Here is a 21,516-nt window from a genome sequence, read left to right as displayed (position 1 = left end):
TGTTTGAGTTGCCATAACTTCTTTCATTTGTACCTGTCTTACAGCCGCTTTAATAAGATCTTTTGTAGTATATGTATCTTCAATTGTTGTATGGTTACTTGTCATATTCCCTCTCCTTAATTCATTTATAATTTTATATTATATATAGTGAAGTGCATTTTGAATAGAGAAGATTAAAAAAGAGCAACATATGGAGGTTTATTTTCCATATCTTGCTCTTGTCATGATATTAATGTGCTTTTTTTAATTTTGAAAAATAACGTAATCCTGAAGCAAAAATACCATAGCCTAATGCCGTTCTTAAAATATATTTTATGACGCCATTATTTAAACACTTTGAATTAATTAATAATGTTGGAATTAAAGTACTAATTGAAAATAATCCCAGCACTTTTAAATATCTTTCTTTCATACTATATCATCCTCTTTTCAATATTATTATAACTTAAAAGTTCAATTTAATTTTGACATCCTCGTGACGATTTATTCATTAAGTAAGACTTCTAGTTGATCTAATGTTGAATTCATACCTGCTTCTATTCCCATACCTACTGCTTGTTGAGCTGCTTCTTTAGTTGGAAACACTGACGTAGACGTAATAGTAGTCATTTGTTTATTATCTGAGTTAAAATTGATTGAAATATGCATACCAGGTAAACGCGTATCTTTTTTTCCCTCAGGTGTAGCAAAGTAATCAAAGTATTCAAGATACTTCGGACGATCCACTTTTCGATATTCTGTTAATGTATAGCTTGTCTGTTCTGAGGTTTCTATTGCAAAGAAGGCTTCCCCGCCTTCTTCAGTATTAAAACGATATACTTTTGTCTTAGCGCCTTGAGGATGAAACCATTGCTCAAATAACGATGGATTTGTATAGGCATCAAATACATCATTGATAGGAGCTTTAAATGTTCTTTTAAAAATTATTTTATTTTCTTTTACATCGATTGACATCGTTATCTCTCCTAATTTCTAAAATGGTGATTTCTATAATTTAACAACTATTATATTTTAAGACAATAAAAAAACAGGCAAAGTTAGAACTCTGCCTGTTTTTTAACTTTATTATTCTTCAATAGGAAATTCTAAATCGAATTCCACATTTAATGTTTTACCTAATAAGAAACCAATAGTTTCTAATGGTTGGTTAAATGTAACACCATATTTTTCACGATCAAGTTCGCCAGTAATAACTAAACCTGCTGTATTTTTATTATTAAGTGGGTTTAAGCTAATACCTTTATAATCTAAATCGAATGTTTCTTTTTGTGTTTGATCTTTAATTGTTACATTACCAGTAACTGAATGGTCATCAACACTAATAATTTCAAATTTAATTTCAGGATATTGTTCAACGTTTAAGAAATCTTCACTTTTAAGATGATTATCACGATCTTCTACTTTAGTATCAATAGAATTAGCTTGAACAGTAAAAGTGCCTTTTAAAGAACTTAAATCATGAAAGTCACCTGTAATATCTGCATCAAAATCGTTAAAACGTCCTTTTACATTACTAATTACAAGGTGTTGTATTGAGAAATTCACACCTGAATGAACTGGATCTAAATTAAAGTTAGCCATTTATTTTCCCTCCAATAGTGAAATGATAAAACTAATAGTATTCATTTTATCTATCTTCTACTTTAATATAATTATTATACTCAGTATATTAAATAAATCTAATGAAAATGACAAACTAAACGACTTAATTAAAGTAAATTAATTGTTCTAACTTTATTTCTTTTATCTCTATTCCCTTTTTTTATAAAAATAATGATTTTAAATGTAAGATTTTTAAATATTTCATAAACTATATAAAAACATAATTAAAAGACCTAATTTAATATTTAAACAACACTAAGTTAGGTCTTTTGTATTATGCTATAAATATTGTTTCCATTCTTTAACTTTATAAGGGTCTTCTACTTTTTTACCATTGATAAAAACTGTTGGAACAGATTGAATATGATTTTCTTTTGTTAACTTTTTCTGTTTTTCTGCTTCCTTCCAAGCATCGCTATTTTTAGTTTTATATTCTTTTTTTATGCGATCTTTTTGTTTTTGAGAAATATTTAATTGGTCAATTTCTTTATCTAGTAATGTTTCAGTAATCCAATGTTTTTTTTCTTCTTGTTGATGAGCATATATATTTTTTTGGAATGTAAGATATTCTTTTGGTGCAATAGATTGAATAGCATTCCCTGCTCTAGAGCCCATTAATGAATCTTTTCCAAGAAAACTTGCATTAATAAATTGATATTCCACTCTATTTGTATCAATATAATCTTTTTTTATGATAGGCATGACGTTATCTTCAATTTTCTTGCAATAAGGACATTTATAGTCTCCATATTCTACAATTAAAATTTTTCCATTTTTCGTATGAGCTGGGGTTGTTTCTTTTTTATTTCGAGAGCAAGCGACAACGATAATGATTAAACATATGATCCCAGCTCCAATAAAAATCAATTTTTTCATATATACTCCTTAAGATTGTTTCAATTAGTTAAGATTTTCTTCCTTATAATCCGAATCATGTGTACTAATATATTGTTTCGTATCAAAGTGCTCTAAATAAGTTGCCTTCTTGTCTTTAAATTGATATGTATAATAATGCATTTCATCGTTATTACTTAATGGTCTATATGCTAATACAACATATTTACCTTTTTCATACACATATATATTAGCGTCTTTTTTATCAAAGTGTTTTACCACATCGCCTTGTTCATTCCTAGCAAGTCGTTCTTGTTTTTTATCTTGTAGTTTTACAGCTTTATCTATTTTATTAGCATATTCATCATTACCGCAGCCCGCTAGCAATATGACACATACACTTAATGATAAAATCAATCTTTTCAAATATGTTCACTCCTACTTTTTCTAATCTAACCTAATATAACTCTTACTATTATACTATGCTTATACTGATTATCATACAGTGGTTTTGCAATATAAACTAGACTATTAAAAAATATTATATTTTAAGTTTTATAGTTATATATTTTAAAAAATAATTATTATCTAATACTAAAGTACGAGTAAATTAATTTACTAAATGTGTGTAATAATAGAACTAATTTGATAAAATAGTTTAGAATTCTTAAAAATACAGAGGAGTAGATAATCATGAAATTCGTAAGTTTAACACCTGAAGAATTTGAAAAATTCACATCCGAACATTTTTCTCACTATACACAATCTCGAATACACTTGGATAATAGAAATGAGATGAAACATGATGTACATGTTGTAGGTGTTAAAGATGATAGTGGAGATGTCATTGCTGCAACATTAATGACTGAAGCACGCGCATTAAAATTTTATAAATATTTTTACACACATCGTGGTCCAGTAATGGATTATAGCAATATCAAACTGGTTCACTTCTTTTTCAAATCACTAACAGAATATTTAAAAAAACAAAATTGTCTATTTGTTTTAGTAGATCCATATATTTTAGAAAACCTACGTAATGCAGATGGAGAAATCTTAAAAAGCTACGATAATCGTGCAGTGATTAAAACACTTGAAGACTTAGGATATAAACATCAAGGATGGTCTGTAGGTTATAGTACAATGAGTCAAATTCGTTGGCTGTCTGTACTTGATCTTAAAGATAAAACTGAGGAACAATTACTAAAAGAAATGGACTATCAAACACGTCGTAATATTAAAAAGACATATGAGATGGGCGTAAAAGTTAAAACATTACCTATGGAAGACACACATACTTTCTTTGAACTGTTCCAAATGGCTGAAGAAAAACATGGCTTTAAATTTAGAGATGAGCCTTATTTCTATGAAATGCAAAAAACATATAAAGATCATGCCATGCTAAAATTAGCTTATATCGATTTAAAAGATTATTTGTCTACTCTACAACATAAACATGAGGATTTAACAAAACAACTTACTGAAATTGAAGAAGCTTTAAAAGAAAGCCCTAACTCTAAAAAGAACAAAAATAAACGCAATCAACTTCAACAACAATTTGATAGCAATGAACGTAAAATAAACCAAACAAAAGATAAAATTGCAGCAGAAGGTGAAGTATTAAATCTAGCAGCTGCATTATATATCTACAATGAACATGAAGTATATTATTTATCTAGTGGTTCTAATCCAAAATATAATGAATATATGGGGGCCTATCGTTTACAGTGGGAAATGATTAAATTTGCTAAAGAGCATAACATTGACCGTTACAACTTCTATGGTATTACTGGAGACTTTAGTGAAAATGCTGAAGATTATGGTGTCCAACAGTTCAAAAAAGGCTTTAATGCTGGTGTTTATGAATATATTGGTGACTTCATTAAGCCAATTAAACCTGTTCTTTATCATACTCAACAATGGATCAAAAATAGAAGATAATCATTGCATTATAAGTATACTTTAAGGTAGGCATATAACTATGAAATACAGTATGTTTTCTATAGGAGATACATTCATTAGTAAACATTACAAAATAACTGAGAAAGAAATATTAGAGTTTGCTCATCAATTTGACCCTCAATATATGCATCTAGATAAGAAAAAAGCAGGTCAAGGAATGTATAAAGGGATTATAGCATCAGGTATGCATACCCTTTCTCTCTCCTTTAAACTTTGGATTGAAGAAAATAAATATGAAGAAGACATCATAGCAAGGACTCATTTAAATAATGTAACCTTTATTAAACCTGTTTATCCAAATGATAACTTATATGTAAAAGTTAAAGTTTTAGATAAAAAATTAAAAAAACAATTTGGTAGTTTAACCGTTGAAGTTATGACATTTAATCAATATGAGAATAAAGTACTTCAATTTGAGCTTACTGTTTTACTATCAGTTTAAAATAATAAACATTTCTAAAGTCTATTTATGTGAAGAAAGAAAGCATTATTCAATAAAAAGAATCGTCGTTCAAGATGAAATATCTCAAACGACGATTCTTTTTTAATTTTTATTAATTACATTTAAAAAACGTCTTAATTCATCAGTTTTAGGATGATTAAATAATTCTTCAGGAGACCCTTCTTCACCAATTTCTCCGTCGTGAATAAATACAACTTTATTAGATACTTCTTTTGCAAAACGCATTGCATGAGTAACTATCACCATCGTCATGCCTTCATTTGCTAATTCTTTAATAACTTTCAACACATCATTTACAAGTTCAGGGTCAAGTGCAGATGTAGGTTCATCAAATAACATCACTTTAGGATTCATCGCTAAAGCTCTCGCAATCGCCACACGTTGTTGTTGACCACCAGAGAGTGCATGAGGACGTTGATCTTTAACATGTGTCAAACCTACTTTTTCAAGTAAGTCTAATGCTCTATCTCTAGCTTCTGATTTACTCATTTTCTTTACAGTTACTAAACCTTCCATCACATTTTCTAAAGCCGTTTTATGTGGAAAAAGATTATAACTTTGGAATACCATACCTGATTGTTTACGTACTTCAATTTGAGATTTCTTATCTTTAGCAGTATACGTTTTATCATTCACAGTAACGTTGCCTTCAGTCGGAATCTCTAACGCATTAATCATACGCAATAATGTAGTCTTACCCGAACCGGAACGACCAATTAATGTGACAACTTCACCTTTTTTTACATTCAAATCAATACCTTTAATTACTTCTTTATCATTAAAAGATTTATGAATATTGGATAACTCAATCATGCCTTATACCCTCTTTCAATATATGATTCATAGAAGCCTTGGATGACTGAAATAATAAAACAAACAACCCAATACATCACAGCTACGAGAATATAAATTGTAAAGTACTCGTATGTTGTAGAAGCAACTTCTTGCGCTTTACGGAACATTTCAGCTACTAAGATAAATCCTAATAATGAAGTGTCTTTAATTAATCCTAAGAATGTGTTACCTAAAGCTGGAACTGAAACACGAATCGCTTGAGGTAAAATAATACGTTGAATCGTTTGACGATAATTCATTCCAATAGAGTATGCCGCTTCTGTCTGGCCTTTTGGAATAGAAATAATACCGCCACGGATAATTTCAGATGCATATGCACCCACATTTAAAGACAATCCAATAATCGCTGAAACAACAGAAGACAATGTCCATTGTTCGTCTGCATTTCCAGTAATTAGACGTCCAAGTTCTGGAATACCATAAAAGATAATAAAGAGTTGTACAATCATTGGTGTCCCACGAATAATAGATACATATACACGTGCAATTCCTCTTAATACTTTACTAGACGAAATACGCATTAACGCCGTAAACAAAGCGATAATCAAACCTAAAATAAATGTCACAATTGTAATTGGAATAGAGTATTTTACTAAACCTTCCAACATGGGTCCAAATGCTTGAGTTGCTGCATCTAATGCGTGTTGTTGTTGACTATTTAGGCTCAGAAACATTTTCACCGAACCATTTCTCACCAATTTTTGCTAGTTCACCATTCTCTTTAAGTTTTTTCAAACCATCGTTGAAATCAGAAACAACTTTATCATCGACACTTTTAGAGAATGCAAATGCTGATTTATTTTGTTCTGCATCACCTTTGATTGCTTTAATTTTAGCATTAGGTTTTTGTTTTTTATAATCTAAATAAGATAAGCTATCATTAAAAGTACCATCCACACGTTTAGATAATAATAAATCGATAGACTGGTTGAAACCATCTACTTTAGTGATGTTAGCACCTTTATCTTTAGCAAGTTTTCCGTAGTTAGAAGTAAATGTTTGTGCTAATTTTTTACCTTTCACATCATCAAATGATTTAATATTCTTCTCATCATCACGAACAACTAAGACACCACTTGAATAAGTGTAAGGGTTAGAGAATTTATATTTTTCTTTTCTTTCTTTATTAATACCCACTTGGTTTGCAATGACATCAAAACGTTTTGCATCTAAACCAGCAAACATTGAATCCCAAGATGTTTCATTAAATTTAAGTTTATATCCTTCTTCTTTCGCAACAGCTTTAATTACATCAATATCATAACCAGTTAACTGATCTTTTTTGTTGTGGAAAGTAAAAGGTGCATAAGTCCCTTCAGTTCCTACACGTAAGGTTTTTTTATCACTATTACTGCTACTTGATTTTGAATCACTATTTTTGTCAGATGAACCACTATTACCACATGCGGCTAATACAAAAATAAGTGTCAAAGCTACAAATAAAAGTCTTTTCATTAATAACTCCTCCATATTCCTATTAAATTAGTCAGAATAAATTAATTCTAATCTCATCACTATGAATAGTCAATAACTATTTAAACTATTAAATAAAATAGAAGGTTTAGATATGAGGTTAATGACTTTCTTCATTTAAATCCTTTTTTCGTTTAAGTAAAAAAGTTAATAATAAACTAACAACTGTGATAATGACTGCGAATAAAAAGCCAGAATGATATCCATGTATCATTGCGTCTGTTTGAATGTGTTTCATCATCTCTGTTTTAGCCATTCCTTGATAATCACTTGGTGTCGGTTTAAAATGCTGACTTGCTACACTTAAAATTGTTACTAAACCAGCTGTACCAATAGAACCCGCTACTTGTTGAATCGTATTTGTCATTGAAGATCCATGAGCATTTAATTCTGGAGTGAGTTGGTTCATTGTATGCGTCATTACAGGCATTAACCCTAAAGCAATACCAATCATACGAATCGCATAAATAGTTGCTAAAACAATTGTTGACGTATGTTCATCCATTACTACAAAGTAGGACGTCGTAATTGTTACAATAAGCATACCTATCATTGAAAGTACTCGTGCTCCAAAAGTTTCGTATAAACTCCCAGATATGATAGACATGATTGCCATTACAATTGCTCCAGGTAACAATATCAAACCGGAATCAACAGGCGTACGTTGCAACACATTTTGTACAAACATAGGTAAGACCGTTTCAGATCCAATCATCGAAATCATCGTTACAGCCATAATAGCAATACCTACTGTGAATTGACTATTTTTAAATACTTTAAAACTTAATAGAGGGGTTTCAAGTCGTTCTTGTCTCCAAATAAATAAAACTACAAAAATAATGCCTAAAATAATAGTGCTCAGAACGACTGGGTCATTCCAACCTTTCTGAGAAATAGAACTTACCCCATATAACATACCACCGAATCCGAGAATAGATAAGATAATGGATAGTATGTCAATGGGCGCTTTTACTTTTACTCCAACGTTTTTAATAAAAATTAAAGCAAGTATAAAGGTCACTGCTGAAATTGGAGCTACAACATAAAACAATGCTCTCCAATTAATGTATTCAACCAAATATCCAGATAATGTAGGTCCAATCGCTGGTGCTAAACCAATCACTAATCCAAACATCCCCATATATTTTCCACGTTCGTGCGGTTCAAATATATCTAATATCGTCGTCATCATTAGTGGCATCATAATACCAGAACCTAATGCTTGGATAATTCTTGCAATTAATAAAGTAGTGAAATTAGGGCTAAATCCTCCTAGTAAAGTGCCTAGAAAGAATATAATAATTCCAGTTAAGAAGACTTGTCTTGTTGTATAACGTTGAATAATAAATGCAGATAATGGAATAACTACTCCATTTGTTAGTAAGAAGGCTGTTGTGAGCCATTGTACTTGAGAATATTCAATATGAAAATCTTTCATTATTCTCGGTAATGCTGTGGTCAACAAGGTTTCATTTAATAAACCAAAAAAGCCACCTAATAGCATAGTGAAAATCATAATTAACTTTTTACTATGCGACATGGTATCATCTCCTTATTTTTATTTTATAAATCGTAATAATTACTATTTACATAAACCATCTTTTCCTTTATTCTTTATAAAAAGGAGGACTATTTATGAAACAAGATTTACAAACTGCACGTCGCAACTTAAAAAGTTCTAATATTAAAACACGCAAACGTGCATTAAAGATGATTAAGCAATATCGACGTTAGTTAAAACCGTTTAACTATTTTTACAAACAATCTTACTCCACTACATTAATAAAAGACTAAAGCACTTCTTTAATGCTTTAGCCTTTTATTGTATCTACTATATTACAATAAATAAAAATTCTTGCTCACACTTTTATAAATAATAATGATTAGTTACTTTTAAATCATCATCTAATTCATAAATTAACGGTGCGCCAGTTTTAATTTCATAGCCTATAATGTCTTCATCTGATACGTTTTCTAAATATTTAATTAATGCTCGAATAGAGTTACCATGTGCTGCTACAAGTACAGTATCCCCATCTAATAAATGTTGTGAAATATGATCAGTCCAAATTGGAATGACACGCTCTAATGTTGTTTTTAAACTTTCAGAGTAAGGCATCATACGATGATCTAAATGACGATAACGACGATCATTTAAATAAGATTGACGTTGTTCTTCAGTTTGTGCTGGCGGTAATACATCATAAGAACGTCTCCATTGATGAACTTGTTCTTCACCAAATTCCTTACGGGCATCATCTTTATTTAACCCTTGTAATTTTCCATAGTGTCGTTCGTTCAAGCGCCAACTTTTATGAACGGGAATCCATTCTTGGTCAGATTCAGCTAATAAATATTGAGTCGTTTCCAATGCTCTTGTTAATAAAGAAGTATAAGCAACATCAATTTCAATTTTGTTTTCTTTTAATTTTTTACCTGAAGTGATGGCTTCATTTCTCCCTTGTTCTGACAGTTGAACATCTTCCCAACCGGTAAATAAATTTTTCGCATTCCATTCACTTTGTCCATGGCGACATAAAATTAATTTTGGCATAATATAACACTCCTTAGGTTAATAGAAAGTTAATGAGTATAACGATTGAATTATAAATACTTTCCTCATTATTTAATTTAATATCTATTTATCTTTACACCATTATTATAGAACTATTTCACTTTTTTTCATAATAGGACTACTTATAATTTAATTCGGAATATATGATAAACGTTTGAGATATTTGTTACTTCGTGTTCATATTTGATAATGATTCTTGATATGACAGTAACCTATGTCATTAAATTAACTGTTATAGTGAACATACCGTAGTCAACATCTAGATTTATTGGGATGCAATGTTTTAATTCGAACATTAATATCCAAATCACAAAGGAGTTTTTTATCATGAAAAAATCAATTTTTGCATTAATGACCATGCTCTCATTAGGTGCCGCTGGATTAGAAAGTGGCCAGGCACACGCAGAAGAGGTATCAACATCCCCTTCTCAACAACATCAATACCAATATCATCAAAGTCATACATCTAATTTAAATATATCAAGTTCAAACGCGACAACTTCTAGTACTTCAAGTCGTACACAATCAGTATATCAACGTTTCTTAGCTGCTGGAGTCACAGAAGAAATGTGGGAGAAAATTGTACTTCCTGAATCCGGCGGTAACCCTAATGCATCAAATGGTCAATACCATGGATTAGGCCAAACTAACCAATCATGGGGGTATGGATCAGTGGAAACCCAAACTAAAGGCATGATTCAATATGCAAAAGAACGTTATGGATCAATTGGAGCAGCGATACGTTTTAGAGAATCAAATGGTTGGTGGTAAATTGAATCAAAAAAGAGCAGGAGTATACTCCCGCTCTTTTTTATTTCTCATTTAATGTATTTGGTTCTGGATGAACATATACAGACGATATACCATTATGTTCTAAATGTGTTTCTACTCTATCGCAAATATCATGCGCTTCTTGTAATGATAAATTTGCATCAACTACAATCGTTACATCTAAAAAAATGCTACTGCCGTGATAACGTCCTTTTACATTTTTTACTTCTCTTACATCTGTAACTTCTTGAACAAGACTTCGATATTCTTCTAAATCTTGTTCCTTAAATCCATCACTCAATGCAAAAATTGAATCTTTAAATATCCCAAACCCAGTATAAATAATTAAACATCCTAATACAGTAGCAAGTATCACATCAATAATAGGTAGACCAAATTGTGTAAATAATAATCCAATAGCAGTACCAATACTGACTAAACCGTCAGATAAATTATCTTTTGAGGCCGAGTCTAATGAGCTACTTTTAGTTTGTTTTGCAAGTCTATGATTAATAGCATAAACACCAATCATAATGACACCACTCATCATACTAATAATAATCGTAATAAAATTTGGAATATGGTGTTCATTTGTCAACATTCGAGGTGCATTTTCAATCACTACTTGGATACCTACAAACATAATAATGAATGATACGAAAAGCGTTGAAATATTTTCAGATTTCAAATGACCATAAGGATGATTTTTATCAGCTGGCTTAATTGAAATCTTTAACCCCACAATAACAGCGATAGATACAACAATATCAGTCATATTGTTCAATGCATCTGCTCTTACAGCTGCCGAATCGTACACATATCCAGTAATATATTTTGCAACAGATAAAACGATATAAACAACTAAACTTAAATAAGCGCCTCTTTGCGCCAATTTAAGATTTTCGTTTTGGGTCATATCTAGTTAACCACCTTAAACACTTAGTATTACTAGTATGTACTATCAAAATTTGAATTACAATATTTTTTTATTTCTATCATTTTTATAAAAATAAGCTAATTAATTTTTTAGTCAAACCTAATTTCCTATTTATAAAAAAAAGAGCTAGAAGTACACAATTCTAGCTCTTTTTTAAATTTTAGTCTTTTAAAATCCATTTAGATAATATAAAAGTAATCGGAATTGTAACGATAAGTCCTACAAACGGTGCAATTTCAGAAGGGAAATTAAACCATCTTACAAAGATATATAAAAACAAAGATTGCATTCCCATATTTACTACTTGTGTTAATGGAAAACTTAAAAATTTCTTAAGGGTTGGTTTAACTCTATAAACGAAATAACAATTTAAATAATAAGAAATAATAAAACTTACTATAAATCCAATAATATGACTCACCATATAGTGAATGTGTAATAATTTTAGTAAAATGAGATACACTAAATAATAATCAAGTGTATTAATCCCACCCACTATGACGAATTTAATTATTTCATAGTGCGTTTGTTTTAACTTCATAGTTAATCTCCTCTGTCTTCTATTACATTAATATCAAACGGCAATATTTTAAGTTGTTTATTATTTGAAATTTGATAGTACTCTTTGAAATTTTCCTTTTCGATTTCTTCAGTTGGAGTCATTTCATAGAAATATGTCTCAAATGGCAAATGTTTTACAATAATTTCATTTCTATGTTGTTGAATTTGAGTTTGAATATTATTTAATCTAGCTTCATATTTAAAATGCACAATCGTAAAAATAGCAATAAATACGAATAATAAACATCCTACACAAATTTTAAGAATATTATCATAGCTTTGTTTTAAAGTATGTAATTCAGTAACTAAAGTAATCAATATCACACACCACATTATATATACAATAAAGAACTGTTGAGACGTTACCTCTGAAATGAAAAAGATAGGTATAGCACTTAAAATAATAGAAATAAAAGCAACTATTAAAATAATACGATAGTAGCTATCTGTAACTATAATAAAACTAGCCATACTTATACTGACGAAAAAGCTAAAACATAATAAGAAATTAATTAGACCATAACTTGTAATCAAAGTTGTTTGATTAAAATTAAAGGGTTCAAAAATAAATATCTTGTATATAGGCAATACAAGTATACCAATCATTAATATCATTTGTCTGATTTTAGAAAACGTTTGAAAGCGAGTATTTTTTATAAGTAACCCAATTATAACAATCGCAATCATAGACACTATGATAATATGATTAAAAAACATATAACGTGGAAGGTCATTTAATATTGTAACTCTTAATTTATGAACATAACCTAAGCCATCAATGTGTGCTCTCATTGCTTGAATGTCACTTAGATAATTAATGTACGTCTGGTTAATCAACATGATTAATGTACCACATAATGATAATAGAAACCCTATTAATAAATTAAAGTTAATTTTACGTTTTAACACAAAATAAGCAATTAATGTCGTGAATAAAGCCAAATTAACGAAAAAAGTTAATGATTCAGCAAATAATTGCCCACTGAAACAACTGATCCAAAATAAAATGACATTGTACATTTTTAGTTCATCTTTTATAAATAAAATTTGACTTATAAAATACAAATTATAGAGAACACATATCATTCCAAAAGCATAACTAAAAAAGTAGCCAAAGCTTCCATAACTCTCTGAAAAAACTGAATTAGGTATAATAAGCAATAACATAGTTGCAAGCATGAGATGACGGATTGAAAATGTTTGGCGTATCAATTTGAGTATTAATAAAATAATGCTTACTGATATTATTGAATACATAATCATACGTAATATTACCGAACGCACTGCTACAAGTTCAATTAAATTACTAATATAACGTCCATTCAAATTATCAAAATGATGATAAAAGGTACTTATGCCTTGATGACTTCCAAAAAACCAATCGATTCCATGTAAAGGAATAATTAAACCTAAGTAACCGTAAAATAATAATAACCCTATGACCCAGATGTAAAATTCGTGTTGTTTAAAGTTAGACATTTACACTACTCCTCCACTACAATAATGTTACATTATAGTGTTTAATCAATTCTATTTAATTAAATACCATTATATACTTTTTTTATATTTTAAACATTAAATCATTTTAATTTAGTTTTTTATTTATAATTTTAATCAGAAGTGATCTCGTTGAACATAAACAAAATGGTTATTGCGCCAGATTCATTTAAAGAGAGTATGTCTGCTAAACAAGCTGGATTAGCTATAGAACAGGGTTTTAAAAATATATTCGGTGATGCGCTTAAAACAGAGGTTATCCCTATGGCAGATGGTGGCGAAGGTACAACCGAAGCTTTAATAGAAGCATTAGATGCGACAATTCATAGCATTAAAGTACATGATCCACTTTTTAGAGAAGTGACTGCATCTTATGCTCGTTCGAGAGATAATCATGTGGCTATTATTGAAATGGCAGCAGCTTCAGGATTAGATTTAATTCGTACAGATGAACGTAATCCTTTAATTACTACAACATTTGGCGTTGGCGAATTAATTAAAGATGCTCTAAACCATAATGTGACTAAAATTATATTAGGCATAGGGGGGAGTGCAACAAATGATGGTGGTAGTGGTATGCTGACCGCTCTTGGCGTAAAATTTCTAAACTCTGATAATGAAGAAATTGAACTTGGTGGTGGCGCTCTTGCTCATTTAACTCATATAGATGCGTCAAAATTAGATTATAGATTAAACGACGTTACCTTTGAAGTGGCATGTGATGTTACAAATCCTTTATTAGGTTCTAATGGTGCAACATATATTTACGGACCACAAAAGGGAGCAACTGAAAAGATGATACCAAAGTTGGATTCCGCACTCGCAAATTATCATGATATGATAGAGAAAGCATATCATATCAGTGTTAAAGATATACCTGGTGCTGGAGCTGCCGGTGGATTAGGAGCTGGTATTCTCACTTTCTTCAATGCGTCATTATCTAATGGCATCGATATTGTCTTAAAAGAAACGCAATTTCTTCAAAGCATTAAAGATGCCGATTTAGTTATTACAGGAGAAGGAAAAATAGATGTACAAACGATTTATGGTAAAACACCTATCGGAGTGGCAAAAGCAGCCAAACAATTCGACTTACCTGTTATTGGTATATGCGGTAGTTTAGGAAAAAATTATCAAGCCGTATATCAACATGGAATTGATACTGTGTTTAGCATTATAGAAACGCCATCAGAACTCCCCTATTTATTAGAAAATGGAGAACGATTCTTAACACAAACTGCTGAAAATATTGCTCGATTAATTAAGTTAAATGATTAAAAAGAGGTGAAATCTATGAAACGTACTGAAAAATACAAAGATTCATATCAATACGATGATCAATATCAACAACGTAATCAAAAAAGTCGCGAGTATCAACAACGTCAACAGAGACGTCAAAGTGAAGAAAATTACAGAAGAAATGAACCTCGTCAAGAGTATCATCATCAAAATCAGGGCGATTATGATGAAAATGCTAACCGTTACTATAACGATCGTGACTTTAGACGTGAACAATTACTAGAAGAAGAGAATGAAAAAAATAAAAAATCAAAACGTTGGTTAATCGCTATTATTGCAATTCTTCTTTTAATTATTGGCATTTTTGCGACTAAATCTTATATTGATCATAAAAAGGAATCGGACAATAAACAACATACGTATAATGCAACAAATGATGTATCTAAAAATTATCAACAAGAAGTTCAAAATCAAAGCGATAATATCAAGAAACAAGTTGAAGATGCAAAAAATGATATTAAAGATAAAATAGACACTGAATCACGTCTTAGACAAATACAATCTCAAATTGATAAATTAAAAAATAATGAGATTACTAAAGAAGACTCTAAATTAACTCAATTTTATCAAGACCAAGTTAATAAGTTAAAAGAAGCAAATAATGCACAACAAAACAACGCAAATGAAAACAAAGTGAATGCGCTATTAGATGATGTCAATAATAAAGTAGATGATATCAAGAAAAAACTAAACAGTATTCTTGGTAATAATAATTAATATTCTTATGTATTGTGACAAATTTCAGCTCTAAAAAGATTGATTAAATCAATCTTTTTAGAGCTTTTTATATTTGAAATTACATATTTTCTCAAAAACCTATATAATGTACATTGCAAATCTTTTCAAGGAGTACAATTATGCATAACTCAACACATACTAAATTGCCGATGCTATTACTCATTGTTCTAGGAACAATGACAGCATTTGGTCCAATGATTATAGATATGTATTTACCCGCTTTACCAGCAGTTCAGCAACAATTTAATACATCAACGTCAAGCATACAACTTACCCTATCCTTTGCAATGATTGGCCTAGCACTTGGACAGTTTATATTCGGACCTTTATCAGATGTATTCGGTCGAAAAAAAATTGCACTAATAATTCTTAGTGTATTCGTTTTAGCTTCATGTGGTGCGATATTTATTACAACATTTCCACTATTTTTATTGATACGTTTGGTACAAGGATTAACTGCCGGAGGTATTATTGTTATCGCTAAAGCTTTCGCAGGAGATTATTACCAAGGAAATACTCTAGCTAAATTTCTTGCTTCTCTTATGGTTGTAAATGGTATAGTAACTATTTTAATGCCATTACTTGGAGGTTTATCGCTTTCTCTTGGCTCATGGAGAATTATCTTTGTTATTTTAACAGCTATTAGCATAATCATGTTATGTGGCGTTACTTTCAATATGCCGACCACACATCATTCTGAGCATGTTACTGCCAATTTCAAACATATATTTTCTGACTTTGGACGTTTGCTTAAACGACCAAGATTTATTATTCCAATGTTTTTACAAGGATTAACTTATGTTATGTTATTTAGTTTTTCATCTGCTTCTCCGTTTATCACTCAGAAAATATACCATATGACGCCTCAACAATTTAGCGTAATGATTGCAATCAATGGCATTGGTTTAATTGTTGTGAGTCAAATCGTTGCTTTGCTTGTTGAACGTATACATCGTTTTAAAATCTTAATTTATTTGACTTTCATTCAACTTATTGGTGTACTTCTCGTTGTATTTACTTTGATATTACAAGGTCCATTGTGGCTCTTATTAGTCGCTTTCTTTTTAAATGTTTGTCCTGTCACTTCAATCGGCCCCTTAGGATTTTCAATGGCTATGGAAGAACGTACTGGTGGAAGTGGAAATGCTTCTAGTTTACTAGGTTTATTCCAATTTATCCTTGGTGGTCTAGTGTCTCCTTTAGTTGGTCTTAAAGGACAGTATAATGTAATGCCTTATCTCACAGTAATTGTTATCACAGCAATTCTCATAGTTTTACTTCAATTTTTATATTTTAAAAAATATCAACGTATCTAATATATTCTTATATTAATAAACGTAATCTAGCATCCATTTTTAATATAAACATCGACTGCTAATATGTTAAAAAATATTTGAGACAATTATTATATCTCAAGTATTTTTTAACATTCACAAATTTGTAATGACTTTTCAACAAATACATGACAACTTATTCTTCTCTAATTGAAAATGATTATTATTTACTATAATAAACTATAGTTAAATAAGGAGGATTTATTTATGGTCACTAAAGATTCAATTGTTGCTAATGTCGTTACTGATTTTCCATTAAGTTCGGATGTTTTCAGAAAATACGGAATAGATTTTTGTTGTGGTGGAAATATCTCAATTAAAAATGCAGTAAAAAATAAAAAAGTAAATGTCGATACAATTATAGAAGAAATTAATCATTTACCTGTACATTCAACAGGAAATATCAACATTAAATATTTAGATGTCCCTTCCTTAATTCAATATATTCAATCACGTTACCATGAAACAATGCGTGAAGAATTTAAAAACCTTTCACCTTATGTCACTAAAATTGCAAAAGTTCATGGACCAAACCATCCATATTTACTTCAATTACAAGAGTTATATCGCCAGTATCGTGATGGTATGCTTGAACATATGGATAAGGAAGATAATCATGATTTTCCATTACTCATTAAAATTGCACGTGGTGAACAAGTTAAGAATGCGCATCAAGTTATTGAAAGTTTAGTTGAAGATCATACTCAAACTGGACATCTATTAGAAGAAATGAGCGATTTAACAAATCAGTATCAGCCACCTAGTGAAGCATGTAATACTTGGCGTTTAGTCTACACACGCCTTGAACATTTAGAACGTGAAACACATGAACATGTACATCTTGAAAATCACGTATTATTTAATAAATTTTAATTTGTATTAACGATAACATGCATCCTAGAAAAATAAGATTGACTTACTTTTTAACACAATCAGATTAAATAAGAAGCTATGACATCTTAAGGACTAAACCCATATCTACAGAATCAAAAGAAAGCAGGTCCTTTAATGTTATCTATCAGTATAATGTGCAATAAAGATTTTTGACGCAATAAACATAACATAAATGATATTGTTCATGCCGCAAAATAAAATAATACTTGGGAGTTTGCATATATTCATTTTTAAATGCATAACTCCCAATTTTATTTTATATTAACTGTTCAATCTTTCTGTTGCATATTAAAAATTAGTATATGAATAAGATACATTTTAAGCATGATATCTTTAATCACTTTTGGGTTTGAATTTTTAACATCAATTACTATATCAACATTCTTCTTATTGTCTTAAATATATTGACCCACATTTTGTTAATACAAAGAATTCAAATGATTATACGCTACTCTAATCAAGGTATATAATAAATTTACTTTAAAACAATGTTTTACTGACATAAAGGAGAACGTTAATGAATAAAAAATTATTATCAGTTACGCCTAAAAGTCAACTTTTTCCAATCCCTATGATTATGGGTTGTGAAGGCGTTTCTGCAGCTATGTTATTACAATATAATCATCATAATATTAAAGCTACTGATATTATGAAACATTGGCCTACGCATCCAAATAATCCCTATAAAGGCTATGTTGGTCACCATTTACTTGTTAAGTTTGGTCATCACCAAACGATTTTCCCTTCTGCTTATGTTCCATATTTACAAACATTTGATTCACGTATCGTAGATGGCACTGGTACGAATTTAGAAGAATTAGAAACTGTGATTGATCAAGGACAACCGATTCTTATGTATCATACAAGCTTAGGTCAAAAACCTTCACGTAAAACGTTTAAATTTGATAACCACACGCGTCAGCTTGTGTCTAACATTCACGTTACATTACTTATTGGATATGACGACACACATTACTATTATATTGATCCTTTATGGAGTCACTTTTTAAGAAAAATAATTGTGCCTGCATTAGTACCTAATCGCTTCCAGATTATAAAAATTAAAAAAGAATTCATGGAGCGTAGCTTTAACGCCCCTGGTAAAAAATGTATCTATGTAAAACCATAAATTAAAAGAGCAAAAAGCGACTGTCTTCTGAACGTCGTTTCTTGCTTTTTTTTATTCTATTACAAAGTCTATTAATGCATGATTCATTTCTGAATATATATCTGCTGTTCGCCATTCTCTTTTATAACCTAAACAAGGACATAAAAAGGTTATATTATTTTCTACTAAAGATTTACGAAAATGAACATGCCCCATAATACTGTATTTAATCGGAAACTGTTGATATAATCGGTCGAAATCTGATGTACCTATAAATGCATTGAAAAAATCAAAAATACGATGAGGGGTAGGTACTACAAATTTAGAATGTGTCACAATATGTGTCATTAAAATAATTTGTTTATCTTGAAGTTGCTCCAATGCTTGTTTAACATGCTTAGCCGCCTTTTTGGATAAAATCGTATCATCTTCATCCCAATCGATTTTCACTTTATCTTGCCAAGTGGCCCCATAATATTTCCCTTTTTTTAATCGAGTTTCTTCAAACTTTTTATCAGCGTAACTGTAATCATACCAAGCAGTATGGCCTACAATAGCCCAATTATCATTAATTACATATGGATGATCCAACAAACACTCTGGCTTTGTTCTATAAAAATCATAAATATCTTGAGATGTCGTTCCATCCTCTGCTTTCCAATAATCATGATTTCCTGGAACAAATAATATGGGAATATGTAAAGCAGTTTTTAAATCTTTAATAAATTGATAGCTATCTCTAAAATAATTCGAAATATCTCCTGCAATTAATAGTAAGTCAATCTCTCTATGTTGAACTACTTTAATCAATGTTTCTAGATATACATTTGATTTTAGTTTAGGATGTCTGTCTATATGTAGATCAGAAATCGCTCCGATTCTCATTCCTCTACTCCTCTAATACATTTTTAAATTTTATCTATTATGCCATAGATTATTATAAATATAAATTATTCTGTTTTTCATAGTTGTATACACACATTTGTTTTTTTGAAAATTAAGAGTATAATAAAATTAACTTTTAACAAAGTTACATATTTAACAAAATTTAAAAAAGTAAACTTTTAAAAATCTGAATATTCTAATTAATTACAAATTGATCTTCACTCTTTTCCACTTTGTTAAACAAGTTTTTAAAATTTAAAGAAAGCGCTTACGTAATTATCGTATGGCTTTCTGAGGGGGAAGTCTATGGCAAGACAGTTAGAAAGAGAATTAAGTAATAGACACATTCAATTAATTGCAATTGGTGGCGCTATTGGCACAGGATTATTTTTAGGTTCTGGACAAACGATTTCGTTAACAGGGCCATCATTACTGATTACCTATCTAATTATTGGTATAGTGTTATTTGCTTTCATGAGAGCACTTGGAGAATTATTACTTAGTAATACACGTTTCAATTCATTTGTAGATATTGCCAACGAATATTTGGGGCCGTTCGGTGGTTTTGTCATTGGTTGGACATATTGGTTATCTTGGATTGTTTCAAGTATGTCTGATTTAACGGCAATGGGACAATACTTTAGTTTTTGGTTTCCAAACGTTCCTCACTGGCTAACTGTATTATTTATCGTACTCTTACTTATTTCATTCAATATGCTTGGTGCAAAATTATTTGGAGAGTTAGAATTTTGGTTCTCTATTATAAAAATTATTACTATTATTGCCATGATTATCGTTGGCTTAGTTATGATTTTCTTTTCATTTAAAACGTCGTATGGACATGCGTCTTTTAGTAACCTTGTAAATCATGGCGGTATTTTTCCAAATGGACCAGCTGGATTTTTAATGTCATTCCAAATTGCTGTCTACTCATTTATTGGTATTGAACTAATAGGTGTTACAGCTGGAGAAACTAAAGATCCTCGCACAGTGATTCCAAAAGCAATTAATAATGTACCTGTTAGAATTTTATTATTCTATGTGGGAGGCTTACTTGTGATCATGTCAGTGATTCCTTGGAATAAGATTAACCCTGATGCAAGTCCATTTGTGATGTTATTTAGTATGATTGGTTTACCTTTTGCAGCAGGACTTGTTAACTTTGTCGTATTAACAGCAGCCGCTTCTGCAACGAATAGTGGTATTTATTCTAATAGTCGTATTTTATTTGGTTTATCTAAACAAGGATTAGGACCTAAGATGTTAAGTAAGACAAATCATCATAGTGTGCCTTACTTATCAATGTTTGTATCTTCTGGGACATTACTTTTAACCGCATTATTAAACTTTATCTTTCCAGATGCAATTCAATTATTTATTTATGTCACTACACTCTCAACTGTATTATTTATAGTTGTTTGGGCAATGATTATTATTTCTTACATTATATATGTACGAAAAAATCCTGAAGAACATAAACGCAATAAATTTAAACTTCTAGGCGGTAAAGCAATGGCTTATGTTATTCTTGCATTTTTCTTGTTTGTATTTGTGTTATTGTTCTTTAGTGCTGATACGAGAGTAGCCATATTTATTTCACCAGTTTGGTTTATATTCTTATTCTTGTTCTATAAAAAGTATAAGAAAAATGCTGAATATTTAGCTGAAAAAACACGTCAGCAACCTCGAGAATCAATCAATCATTAGATATTTTATTAAGCGGAACTG

At 30.2% G+C, this 21,516-nt stretch carries 24 protein-coding genes and 1 pseudogene; 10 read left to right on the top strand and 15 right to left on the bottom strand.

From position 1 onward, the window contains the following. From HMPREF2647_RS11610 to HMPREF2647_RS07530, 6 genes and pseudogenes are all read right to left on the bottom strand, one after another. Positions 1-105, bottom strand: a pseudogene (locus tag HMPREF2647_RS11610) (formate/nitrite transporter); the annotation flags it as partial. Between the two features lie 124 nt (positions 106-229). Beyond that, complete coding sequence (locus tag HMPREF2647_RS07550) at positions 230-412, bottom strand: hypothetical protein (protein WP_002448340.1); 183 nt, start codon at positions 410-412, stop codon at positions 230-232. Positions 413-483: 71 nt separating this feature from the next. After that, positions 484-954, bottom strand: a complete 471-nt coding sequence (locus HMPREF2647_RS07545; RefSeq protein WP_019834821.1) for an SRPBCC family protein — start codon at positions 952-954, stop codon at positions 484-486. Positions 955-1,065: 111 nt separating this feature from the next. After that, positions 1,066-1,581, bottom strand: coding sequence for a YceI family protein (locus tag HMPREF2647_RS07540; protein WP_070859827.1), 516 nt, complete (start codon positions 1,579-1,581; stop codon positions 1,066-1,068). A 300-nt stretch (positions 1,582-1,881) separates the two neighbouring features. Then, positions 1,882-2,478 carry a thioredoxin domain-containing protein gene (locus HMPREF2647_RS07535; RefSeq protein WP_049382396.1) on the bottom strand — a complete coding sequence of 199 codons (597 nt, stop codon included), beginning with the start codon at positions 2,476-2,478 and terminating at the stop codon, positions 1,882-1,884. 24 nt (positions 2,479-2,502) lie between these two features. Further along, on the bottom strand, positions 2,503-2,862 hold the full coding sequence (locus HMPREF2647_RS07530; RefSeq protein ID WP_017174967.1) for a DUF4467 domain-containing protein: 360 nt from the start codon (positions 2,860-2,862) through the stop codon (positions 2,503-2,505). Positions 2,863-3,129: 267 nt separating this feature from the next. On the opposite strand from HMPREF2647_RS07530, the gene HMPREF2647_RS07525 reads away from it, so the two are divergent. After that, the gene (locus HMPREF2647_RS07525) at positions 3,130-4,377 is read left to right on the top strand and encodes an aminoacyltransferase (RefSeq protein ID WP_017174968.1); all 1,248 of its coding nucleotides are present in this window, start codon (positions 3,130-3,132) and stop codon (positions 4,375-4,377) included. Between the two features lie 40 nt (positions 4,378-4,417). Continuing rightward, positions 4,418-4,840 carry a MaoC/PaaZ C-terminal domain-containing protein gene (locus tag HMPREF2647_RS07520; RefSeq protein ID WP_017174969.1) on the top strand — a complete coding sequence of 141 codons (423 nt, stop codon included), beginning with the start codon at positions 4,418-4,420 and terminating at the stop codon, positions 4,838-4,840. A 102-nt stretch (positions 4,841-4,942) separates the two neighbouring features. Here the strand turns inward: HMPREF2647_RS07520 and HMPREF2647_RS07515 are convergent, their stop codons facing one another. The 4 genes from HMPREF2647_RS07515 to HMPREF2647_RS07500 all read right to left on the bottom strand — a co-directional run bounded on the left by HMPREF2647_RS07515 (position 4,943) and on the right by HMPREF2647_RS07500 (position 8,729). Next, a complete protein-coding gene (locus HMPREF2647_RS07515) occupies positions 4,943-5,674 on the bottom strand; it encodes an amino acid ABC transporter ATP-binding protein (RefSeq protein WP_017174970.1) in 732 nt (243 codons plus the stop codon). Continuing rightward, positions 5,671-6,390: an amino acid ABC transporter permease gene (locus HMPREF2647_RS07510; RefSeq protein WP_002448600.1), complete on the bottom strand. Its 720-nt coding sequence runs from the start codon at positions 6,388-6,390 to the stop codon at positions 5,671-5,673. Before HMPREF2647_RS07510 ends, HMPREF2647_RS07515 begins: the two co-directional genes overlap by 4 nt. After that, the gene (locus tag HMPREF2647_RS07505; protein ID WP_002448333.1) at positions 6,371-7,171 is read right to left on the bottom strand and encodes a transporter substrate-binding domain-containing protein; all 801 of its coding nucleotides are present in this window, start codon (positions 7,169-7,171) and stop codon (positions 6,371-6,373) included. Before HMPREF2647_RS07505 ends, HMPREF2647_RS07510 begins: the two co-directional genes overlap by 20 nt. Positions 7,172-7,289: 118 nt before the next feature. Then, a complete protein-coding gene (locus HMPREF2647_RS07500; protein ID WP_070859825.1) occupies positions 7,290-8,729 on the bottom strand; it encodes an MDR family MFS transporter in 1,440 nt (479 codons plus the stop codon). Between the two features lie 95 nt (positions 8,730-8,824). On the opposite strand from HMPREF2647_RS07500, the gene HMPREF2647_RS11185 reads away from it, so the two are divergent. Further along, positions 8,825-8,923, top strand: coding sequence for a putative metal homeostasis protein (locus HMPREF2647_RS11185; RefSeq protein ID WP_017174973.1), 99 nt, complete (start codon positions 8,825-8,827; stop codon positions 8,921-8,923). A 133-nt stretch (positions 8,924-9,056) separates the two neighbouring features. Here HMPREF2647_RS11185 and HMPREF2647_RS07495 read toward each other — a convergent pair whose 3' ends face one another. Further along, entirely contained in the window at positions 9,057-9,743 is a 687-nt protein-coding gene (locus HMPREF2647_RS07495; protein ID WP_017174974.1) for a 2,3-diphosphoglycerate-dependent phosphoglycerate mutase, read from the bottom strand. A gap of 348 nt (positions 9,744-10,091) precedes the next feature. Here HMPREF2647_RS07495 and HMPREF2647_RS07490 point away from each other — a divergent pair, with 348 nt between their 5' ends. Then, a complete protein-coding gene (locus HMPREF2647_RS07490; RefSeq protein WP_070859823.1) occupies positions 10,092-10,535 on the top strand; it encodes an aggregation-promoting factor C-terminal-like domain-containing protein in 444 nt (147 codons plus the stop codon). A gap of 40 nt (positions 10,536-10,575) precedes the next feature. Here the strand turns inward: HMPREF2647_RS07490 and HMPREF2647_RS07485 are convergent, their stop codons facing one another. The 3 genes from HMPREF2647_RS07485 to HMPREF2647_RS07475 all read right to left on the bottom strand — a co-directional run bounded on the left by HMPREF2647_RS07485 (position 10,576) and on the right by HMPREF2647_RS07475 (position 13,512). After that, on the bottom strand, positions 10,576-11,451 hold the full coding sequence (locus tag HMPREF2647_RS07485; protein ID WP_017174976.1) for a cation diffusion facilitator family transporter: 876 nt from the start codon (positions 11,449-11,451) through the stop codon (positions 10,576-10,578). A 181-nt stretch (positions 11,452-11,632) separates the two neighbouring features. Beyond that, positions 11,633-12,013, bottom strand: coding sequence for a GtrA family protein (locus HMPREF2647_RS07480; RefSeq protein WP_017174977.1), 381 nt, complete (start codon positions 12,011-12,013; stop codon positions 11,633-11,635). Positions 12,014-12,015: 2 nt separating this feature from the next. After that, positions 12,016-13,512 carry a hypothetical protein gene (locus HMPREF2647_RS07475; protein WP_017174978.1) on the bottom strand — a complete coding sequence of 499 codons (1,497 nt, stop codon included), beginning with the start codon at positions 13,510-13,512 and terminating at the stop codon, positions 12,016-12,018. Positions 13,513-13,662: 150 nt separating this feature from the next. Here HMPREF2647_RS07475 and HMPREF2647_RS07470 point away from each other — a divergent pair, with 150 nt between their 5' ends. The 5 genes from HMPREF2647_RS07470 to HMPREF2647_RS07450 all read left to right on the top strand — a co-directional run bounded on the left by HMPREF2647_RS07470 (position 13,663) and on the right by HMPREF2647_RS07450 (position 18,924). Then, entirely contained in the window at positions 13,663-14,808 is a 1,146-nt protein-coding gene (locus tag HMPREF2647_RS07470) for a glycerate kinase (RefSeq protein WP_019834816.1), read from the top strand. 15 nt (positions 14,809-14,823) lie between these two features. After that, positions 14,824-15,546, top strand: a complete 723-nt coding sequence (locus HMPREF2647_RS07465; RefSeq protein ID WP_002488783.1) for a hypothetical protein — start codon at positions 14,824-14,826, stop codon at positions 15,544-15,546. A 140-nt stretch (positions 15,547-15,686) separates the two neighbouring features. Then, the gene (locus HMPREF2647_RS07460; RefSeq protein WP_002488760.1) at positions 15,687-16,883 is read left to right on the top strand and encodes a putative multidrug effflux MFS transporter TcaB; all 1,197 of its coding nucleotides are present in this window, start codon (positions 15,687-15,689) and stop codon (positions 16,881-16,883) included. Positions 16,884-17,108: 225 nt separating this feature from the next. After that, positions 17,109-17,774 carry an iron-sulfur cluster repair di-iron protein ScdA gene (gene scdA, locus HMPREF2647_RS07455; RefSeq protein ID WP_017174980.1) on the top strand — a complete coding sequence of 222 codons (666 nt, stop codon included), beginning with the start codon at positions 17,109-17,111 and terminating at the stop codon, positions 17,772-17,774. 538 nt (positions 17,775-18,312) lie between these two features. Next, positions 18,313-18,924 (top strand): C39 family peptidase, encoded by a 612-nt coding sequence (locus HMPREF2647_RS07450; RefSeq protein ID WP_017174981.1) that lies wholly within the window; start codon positions 18,313-18,315, stop codon positions 18,922-18,924. Positions 18,925-18,975: 51 nt separating this feature from the next. Here HMPREF2647_RS07450 and HMPREF2647_RS07445 read toward each other — a convergent pair whose 3' ends face one another. Then, on the bottom strand, positions 18,976-19,788 hold the full coding sequence (locus HMPREF2647_RS07445; protein WP_017174982.1) for a metallophosphoesterase: 813 nt from the start codon (positions 19,786-19,788) through the stop codon (positions 18,976-18,978). 306 nt (positions 19,789-20,094) lie between these two features. Between HMPREF2647_RS07445 and HMPREF2647_RS07440 the strand changes: the two genes are divergently transcribed. Next, positions 20,095-21,495 (top strand): amino acid permease, encoded by a 1,401-nt coding sequence (locus HMPREF2647_RS07440; RefSeq protein WP_070859821.1) that lies wholly within the window; start codon positions 20,095-20,097, stop codon positions 21,493-21,495. The last annotated feature ends 21 nt before the right edge of the window (positions 21,496-21,516 follow it).

This window comes from Staphylococcus sp. HMSC035D11 (genome assembly GCF_001836075.1).
Classification (GTDB): Bacteria; Bacillota; Bacilli; order Staphylococcales; family Staphylococcaceae; genus Staphylococcus; species Staphylococcus hominis.
The sequence above is the reverse complement of the archived record's forward strand: the minus strand, read 5'-3'. Positions and strand labels throughout refer to the sequence as shown.

What these genes read in the sequence shown, in the direction of transcription:
- HMPREF2647_RS07550 (WP_002448340.1), bottom strand. Translation starts at nt 412, where the DNA reads ATGAAAGAAAGATATTTAAAAGTGCTGGGATTATTTTCAATTAGTACT.
- HMPREF2647_RS07545 (WP_019834821.1), bottom strand. Translation starts at nt 954, where the DNA reads ATGTCAATCGATGTAAAAGAAAATAAAATAATTTTTAAAAGAACATTT.
- HMPREF2647_RS07540 (WP_070859827.1), bottom strand. Translation starts at nt 1,581, where the DNA reads ATGGCTAACTTTAATTTAGATCCAGTTCATTCAGGTGTGAATTTCTCA.
- HMPREF2647_RS07535 (WP_049382396.1), bottom strand. Translation starts at nt 2,478, where the DNA reads ATGAAAAAATTGATTTTTATTGGAGCTGGGATCATATGTTTAATCATT.
- HMPREF2647_RS07525 (WP_017174968.1), top strand. Translation starts at nt 3,130, where the DNA reads ATGAAATTCGTAAGTTTAACACCTGAAGAATTTGAAAAATTCACATCC.
- HMPREF2647_RS07520 (WP_017174969.1), top strand. Translation starts at nt 4,418, where the DNA reads ATGAAATACAGTATGTTTTCTATAGGAGATACATTCATTAGTAAACAT.
- HMPREF2647_RS07515 (WP_017174970.1), bottom strand. Translation starts at nt 5,674, where the DNA reads ATGATTGAGTTATCCAATATTCATAAATCTTTTAATGATAAAGAAGTA.
- HMPREF2647_RS07510 (WP_002448600.1), bottom strand. Translation starts at nt 6,390, where the DNA reads ATGTTTCTGAGCCTAAATAGTCAACAACAACACGCATTAGATGCAGCA.
- HMPREF2647_RS07505 (WP_002448333.1), bottom strand. Translation starts at nt 7,171, where the DNA reads ATGAAAAGACTTTTATTTGTAGCTTTGACACTTATTTTTGTATTAGCC.
- HMPREF2647_RS07500 (WP_070859825.1), bottom strand. Translation starts at nt 8,729, where the DNA reads ATGTCGCATAGTAAAAAGTTAATTATGATTTTCACTATGCTATTAGGT.
- HMPREF2647_RS11185 (WP_017174973.1), top strand. Translation starts at nt 8,825, where the DNA reads ATGAAACAAGATTTACAAACTGCACGTCGCAACTTAAAAAGTTCTAAT.
- HMPREF2647_RS07495 (WP_017174974.1), bottom strand. Translation starts at nt 9,743, where the DNA reads ATGCCAAAATTAATTTTATGTCGCCATGGACAAAGTGAATGGAATGCG.
- HMPREF2647_RS07490 (WP_070859823.1), top strand. Translation starts at nt 10,092, where the DNA reads ATGAAAAAATCAATTTTTGCATTAATGACCATGCTCTCATTAGGTGCC.
- HMPREF2647_RS07485 (WP_017174976.1), bottom strand. Translation starts at nt 11,451, where the DNA reads ATGACCCAAAACGAAAATCTTAAATTGGCGCAAAGAGGCGCTTATTTA.
- HMPREF2647_RS07480 (WP_017174977.1), bottom strand. Translation starts at nt 12,013, where the DNA reads ATGAAGTTAAAACAAACGCACTATGAAATAATTAAATTCGTCATAGTG.
- HMPREF2647_RS07475 (WP_017174978.1), bottom strand. Translation starts at nt 13,512, where the DNA reads ATGTCTAACTTTAAACAACACGAATTTTACATCTGGGTCATAGGGTTA.
- HMPREF2647_RS07465 (WP_002488783.1), top strand. Translation starts at nt 14,824, where the DNA reads ATGAAACGTACTGAAAAATACAAAGATTCATATCAATACGATGATCAA.
- HMPREF2647_RS07460 (WP_002488760.1), top strand. Translation starts at nt 15,687, where the DNA reads ATGCATAACTCAACACATACTAAATTGCCGATGCTATTACTCATTGTT.
- scdA (WP_017174980.1), top strand. Translation starts at nt 17,109, where the DNA reads ATGGTCACTAAAGATTCAATTGTTGCTAATGTCGTTACTGATTTTCCA.
- HMPREF2647_RS07450 (WP_017174981.1), top strand. Translation starts at nt 18,313, where the DNA reads ATGAATAAAAAATTATTATCAGTTACGCCTAAAAGTCAACTTTTTCCA.
- HMPREF2647_RS07445 (WP_017174982.1), bottom strand. Translation starts at nt 19,788, where the DNA reads ATGAGAATCGGAGCGATTTCTGATCTACATATAGACAGACATCCTAAA.
- HMPREF2647_RS07440 (WP_070859821.1), top strand. Translation starts at nt 20,095, where the DNA reads ATGGCAAGACAGTTAGAAAGAGAATTAAGTAATAGACACATTCAATTA.